General features: G+C 35.8%; 5 protein-coding genes and 2 pseudogenes. 4 read left to right on the forward strand and 3 right to left on the reverse strand.

The annotated features are described in order from the left end of the window. Positions 1–467, forward strand: a pseudogene (locus UC75_RS22150) (hypothetical protein); the annotation flags it as partial. Positions 468–508: 41 nt separating this feature from the next. Here UC75_RS22150 and UC75_RS16535 read toward each other — a convergent pair. The 3 genes from UC75_RS16535 to UC75_RS16545 form a co-directional block, all read right to left on the reverse strand. Further along, positions 509–1,579 carry a zinc-binding alcohol dehydrogenase family protein gene (locus UC75_RS16535; protein WP_049838211.1) on the reverse strand — a complete coding sequence of 357 codons (1,071 nt, stop codon included), beginning with the start codon at positions 1,577–1,579 and terminating at the stop codon, positions 509–511. 4 nt (positions 1,580–1,583) lie between these two features. Beyond that, on the reverse strand, positions 1,584–2,201 hold the full coding sequence (locus UC75_RS16540; protein WP_049838212.1) for an FMN-dependent NADH-azoreductase: 618 nt from the start codon (positions 2,199–2,201) through the stop codon (positions 1,584–1,586). A gap of 89 nt (positions 2,202–2,290) precedes the next feature. Next, complete coding sequence (locus tag UC75_RS16545; RefSeq protein ID WP_016139631.1) at positions 2,291–2,992, reverse strand: SDR family NAD(P)-dependent oxidoreductase; 702 nt, start codon at positions 2,990–2,992, stop codon at positions 2,291–2,293. A gap of 83 nt (positions 2,993–3,075) precedes the next feature. Between UC75_RS16545 and UC75_RS16550 the strand changes: the two genes are divergently transcribed. The 3 genes and pseudogenes from UC75_RS16550 to UC75_RS16560 form a co-directional block, all read left to right on the forward strand. Continuing rightward, the gene (locus tag UC75_RS16550) at positions 3,076–3,666 is read left to right on the forward strand and encodes a TetR family transcriptional regulator (RefSeq protein WP_049838213.1); all 591 of its coding nucleotides are present in this window, start codon (positions 3,076–3,078) and stop codon (positions 3,664–3,666) included. Positions 3,667–3,793: 127 nt separating this feature from the next. After that, positions 3,794–4,378, forward strand: a complete 585-nt coding sequence (locus UC75_RS16555; RefSeq protein WP_049838214.1) for a TetR/AcrR family transcriptional regulator — start codon at positions 3,794–3,796, stop codon at positions 4,376–4,378. A 197-nt stretch (positions 4,379–4,575) separates the two neighbouring features. After that, positions 4,576–5,510: pseudogene (locus UC75_RS16560) on the forward strand (MFS transporter); the annotation flags it as partial.

Below are 5,510 nucleotides of genomic sequence, written 5' to 3' on the forward strand. Positions count from 1 at the left end.
ATCAGATTAATGACAAACAATGGAAGCAATATTTTTTACCTTTTAGTGCTCGAATTGATAAGCAAGATAATTTTAAGCATATGAATGAAACAATGGGTAAGGTTATCGATCCGACTTATGTATTAAGTTTTAAAGAATGGCAGGACATTTTATCGGAAACGAATAGACTCGTATTTAACTTATACAATGGTGATGCAGAATTAAGTATTAGCCTTCAACAAACTTATCAAGATGATAAAAAAGAACAGTATATGGTGAGGTATAGCTTTGAGAACTTTAAATATGCAGGGCGAAATGCTATATCTGATACAGATAAGATGAATTCAGAGCAGTTAAAGCAAGCATTTGAAACTGAAGTTGCCAATAATAAGAAAGCCCGTAAAACTGAAGAAAATAATATGAAAAAAGAGGGTTACCATATAGATGAGAGCTATATAGACCCAGATATTTGGCCTTATGTGCAATAAGCTGTAAGAAGCGTAATTGATTACGCTTCTTCTATTTTTATTTAATTAGCCTTTTCATTAACCACTACAATCTTACTAATTGTCTTATTTGACTCAATTAACAGATGTGCTTGTTTGATGGTTTTAGCATTAATAGGATATAGAGATATAAGTCTTGGTGAAATAATAATATTTTGATCAATTAGCTTTGCAATATGACCTAAAATTTCAGACTGTTTTGCCATATCTGGGGTTTGGAAACTGGATCGAGTGAACATAAGTTCCCAATGAAATGACAAACTCTTTTTCATCAATAGATTGAAATCTTGTGGATGAGAAAAGGGAACAATACTGCAAATTTTTCCAAATGGCCGAGTCATTTTAGATAATTGGTCAAAATATGAATCTGGTGAGTTACAGATCAAGACATAGTCGACCTCAGAGTAACCCAATTGGGCTAATTGAGTAGTGATGTCTTGAGTGTGATCTATAATATGGTCGGCTCCTAATTTTCTACACCAATTGCTTGTTTCTTGCCGTGAAGCAGTAACGATAACAGTTAACAGCGGTACAAGTTTAGCAAGTTGAATTGCCATTGAACCGACACCACCAGCACCACCAATCACCAGTAAAGATCTTGGCTGGTTTTCATCATCTTCTAAAAGAAGATCTACATGGTTCGTGTTAATTTGAACTGATAACCTTTCAAATAACGCTTCCCATGCGGTTAAAGATACTAAGGGTAGAGCAGCGGCATCTTCTATAGAAATACTCTGAGGTACGTGAGCAATCAGTCTTGAGTCAATTGCATGGTAAGCACAATTTCCTCCAGATCGATTGATATCACCTGCATAATAAACCGTATCTCCAATTTTGAATTTTCCAGAGACTTTAGAACCAATTTCAACGATTGTTCCTGCAACATCCCATCCTAGAACTGTAGTTTGGTTATCTTTCGTTTTTCTACGTCGCGCACGTGTATCGGCCGGGTTAATGGAAATTGCTTGAACTTTAACAATAACATCGTGAGGCAGGGCTTGTGGGTAAGGAATTTGAACATCCATAAACGAATCTGGATGCTCAAGTTCTAATGGCTCACAAATAGCAACTGCATAATTTATTTTGCTATTCATATTCTTACGCGATCAGCTTCTCGACATCACTCATCACATCTTGCTTTGTTTTCTCATAGTCAGTATTCACTACTGTAGGTGAAATATGGATATTATCAATATCACTTACACCAATAAACTTTAGCCAGTCATTAAGATAAGGCGTTGCAAAGTCAGAACCGAAATTATTAGAAATACCTTGGTAATACACACCACTAGCAATCACGACATATGCTTTTTTATGATTTAACAAGCCTGTGTAACCAGTAGAAGGATCAAAACCAAAGGCCCAACCCGGCTGAGTTACGATATCAATAAACTGTTTTAAGATGTAAGGAATGTTATTGTTCCAAAGAGGTACATTAAATACATAGATATCGGCAGATGCAAAGCGGTCATAAACCTCTTTAATTTTTGTCCATGCTTCTTTTTCTTTCGAGTTTGAATCTTGTCCTGTAAATAATGCCATTTTGGCACCCACAGCATTTTTATCGAATGCAGGTAGATCATCTTCAAAAAGATTAAATTCATCAACAACCAAATCAGCGTGCTTTATTTTAAGCTGAGTAATTACTTGTTCAGCAATAAGTAAAGACTGACTATTCTCACCACGAGTTGATGAGTTGATATGAAGGACTTTCATAGTTTTCTCTATATTAGAAATATTTTAATGTATTGTTATTTAATGAATAATTTTAAATTCATTAAATAAAATTTTCATTAGGAATTGTTTTAAGCAGCTTGAATTGCTTCACCACAAAGAGAGACAGTTTCTTGTTTATGTTGATGTAAGTACCAGAACTGCTCCGCAATCGTTTCTGGATGTACCGTGTAGCTTTTATCTTGTGCACCCGGTGTTCCATCAACAAAGCCATTCACAATTACTTGGCTCACGTAAACATTTGAGTCAGCGAGACTATGAGCAAGTAAGTTGGTGGTTTTATATTGAGCGGCGGCAGCAATTGCTAAAGATGAATATTCTTTGGCAACTAAATCTATTCCCACTGCATCGAACGCAAAAATTCCATTGGTTGATAAAATACTACCGTTATTCTTTTCTAAATCACGTAGGCAAGCTTGTACCGTAGCAATATAGCTTGAAACACGAATGTGGAAACTTTGGGTGAGGTCTAGCGGATTGGTTTCTAATATGTTGCCTTCAATATCATGGAAAGCGTTCCAATGAATATTTTTAATCTCTCCGAATTGGTCTTTAATACGTTTTACGAGATTTGGTATGTCTTCCAGAACTGCTAAATCACATGTAAAAGCATAAGCTTCTATACCTTGTGTTTTCAGTTCTAGAATGGCCTTCTCGAGTTTTTCAGCATTTCTTGCCACTAACCCGATTTTATAGCCTTCTTTACCAAACTTATGTGCTACGGCTTTGGAAATACCTGTTCCATAGCCAAAAATTATAATATTGTTGTTCATTATAAAGTTCCAAAAAAAACCAACTATTTGGTTGGAAATATTTTATAATATGTTTTAATAATATATGCAAGTGAAAAATAATTATGTCGTGGGATACTGAAGGAACAAAACAAAAAATCTTGAAAGCTGCAATTAGTGAGTTTGCTTTGCATGGTCCAGATGGCACCACTGTTGATAAAATTGCAAAAATTGCAGGAGTTAACAAAGAGCGTATTTATAATTATTTCGGGGCTAAAAGAGATTTATTTGCGGTCGTTTTAAGTAATGAATTAATTAAAGTTGCTCAGTCTGTACCTCTTAAATCTTTTGAAGAAGAAGATATTGCTGAATATGCCGGGCGTGTGTATGACTATCATTGTGTACACCCTGAACTGAGTCGTTTATTGCTTTGGGAAGGATTGATTTACTCTTCACAAGAAGTGCCTAATGAAAACATCCGCTGCGAAAATTATAATTGTAAAATTGAAGCAATTAAAAAAGAACAAGATGAGGGCAGGGTAACCGATAAAATTGAAGCAAGCTATTTAACCTTCCTGATTTTAGCGCTTGCAAATAGCTGGTTTATGTTGCCTCAAGTTGCCAGAATGTTTACCCCGATCGAGGATATTGATAATCCTCATGAAAAACGTAGAGCGATTATTATTGAATCAGCTAAACGGTTGCTAGTGAAGTAGTTTTATAAGTAATAATGATCTTAATCAAAACATTCTAAATAAATCACCTAGATTAATTTTTTAATTTGACTTCTCTATCTGTCTGTCATAAATTAATTGGAATGATCGTTCCTTATAAGTGTATTTTATGCGAACCAAAGAATTTGAAACTGATGAAATTGCTGATGCTGCAATGCAGGTTTTTTGGCGTCGTGGTTATGCTGCAACCTCAGTTCAAGACTTAGTTGACGGTACGGGACTATCTAGAAGTAGCCTTTACAGCACTTTTCAAAACAAACAAGGTCTTTATCAAAAAGCGTTACAACGCTATGAACTTTTAACTACACTAAATAATGTGAAGTTGTTATCTGGTTCAGGTTCTTCGAAAGTACTTCTTCGACAGTTACTTCTTAATATTGTTGAAGATGAGCTAAGTGATCCAGAACATAAAGGATGTCTTGTCGCAAATGCATGTTTAGAACTGGCTGGCCATGACGAAGATGTCGCTCAATTTGTTGTAAGTAACCTACAGAAACTACAACATGCTTTAGAGAGTTTATTCATTAAAGCTCAACAGTCTGGTGAAATTTCTTCTACCCAAAACCCACGCGCGTTAGCGAGTTTTTTTGTAAATACTATTCAAGGTTTACGTGTTTTGGGAAAAGGCAGCCAGCTTGAACAAAGAAAGCAATGTTTAATGGATGTGGTCGAGGTTGCTTTAAACGTTTTATAAAACTCATTTAAACCTTAACTATTGTTGAGCTGAATAGTTAAGGTTTTTATTTAACTTAAATTGGAATGATCATTCCAAAATAATGATTTTAGTTTACATGGAGAATAAATGCCTTCCCATCCTAACCTTATAAAACAAGCTTATAGCAATACAGATCAGAGTAAGTACCCTGCAAAAGAATTTGAGAGTAAAGCTTTATGAATATTAAGAGTAATGAAACATCTCATCAGTTAACTGATGAATTCTCTACTCAATTACCGATTTGGAGACTGTTGGCTTTTACAGTTGCAGGCTTTCTGACCATCATGACAGAAACCATGCCAGCAGGGCTTTTGCCTCAAATCAGTCAAGGGTTAAATATTTCAGAAGCTTATGCAGGGCAGCTTATAGCCGTGTATGCCTTAGGTTCTGTTTTAGCAGCAATACCTCTTATTAGCCTTACCCGTAGTTGGAATCGGAGACCTTTATTACTCAGTGCTATTGCAGGGTTACTTTTATTTAATGCGATTACTGCCTTATCAAATGATTATATTCTGACTTTAATTGCTCGTTTTATTGCAGGGATGGCAGCAGGTGTTATTTGGGGGCTTTTAGCAGGTTATGTAAGACGTATGGTCTCTGCATCGTATCAAGGACGAGCTTTAGCAATTGCTGGGGTTGGGCAACCCATTGCCTTATCAATTGGTGTTCCTTTGGGGGCGTGGTTGGGAACGTTGTTTGAATGGCGTGGCGTATTTTGGATCATGTCCTTACTGGCATTAATTTTATTTATCTGGATTCGCTTTAGTATTCCCGATTTTACAGGACAGTCAGCACAAAAAAGATTGCCCATTTTAAAAGTTCTTTTAATGCCGGGAATCAGAGCTATTTTAGCAGTTGTCTTCCTTTGGATATTGGCTCATAGCATTCTTTATACTTATATTTCACCATTTTTGGCCTCAACAGGGCAGCCATACAACGTTGAGACTATCCTGTTTATATTCGGCATTTCTTCAATTGTAGGCATTCTCATTACAGGCATGTTTATTGATCATTCATTAAGAAAAATAACGCTTTTAAGTTTATTTATCTTTGCAATCGCAACAGCGCTATTTGGTGTTTATAGTTCTTCAAGTTTTGTCGTACTGGGGGG

The organism is Acinetobacter sp. V2 (genome assembly GCF_001188385.1).
GTDB classification, from domain to species: Bacteria; Pseudomonadota; Gammaproteobacteria; order Pseudomonadales; family Moraxellaceae; genus Acinetobacter; species Acinetobacter oleivorans.

Excerpts from the sequence above, each read along its gene's own strand:
- UC75_RS16545 (WP_016139631.1), bottom strand. The coding sequence starts at position 2,992 with ATGAACAACAATATTATAATTTTTGGCTATGGAACAGGTATTTCCAAA.
- UC75_RS16555 (WP_049838214.1), top strand. The coding sequence starts at position 3,794 with ATGCGAACCAAAGAATTTGAAACTGATGAAATTGCTGATGCTGCAATG.
- UC75_RS16540 (WP_049838212.1), bottom strand. The coding sequence starts at position 2,201 with ATGAAAGTCCTTCATATCAACTCATCAACTCGTGGTGAGAATAGTCAG.
- UC75_RS16535 (WP_049838211.1), bottom strand. The coding sequence starts at position 1,579 with ATGAATAGCAAAATAAATTATGCAGTTGCTATTTGTGAGCCATTAGAA.
- UC75_RS16550 (WP_049838213.1), top strand. The coding sequence starts at position 3,076 with ATGTCGTGGGATACTGAAGGAACAAAACAAAAAATCTTGAAAGCTGCA.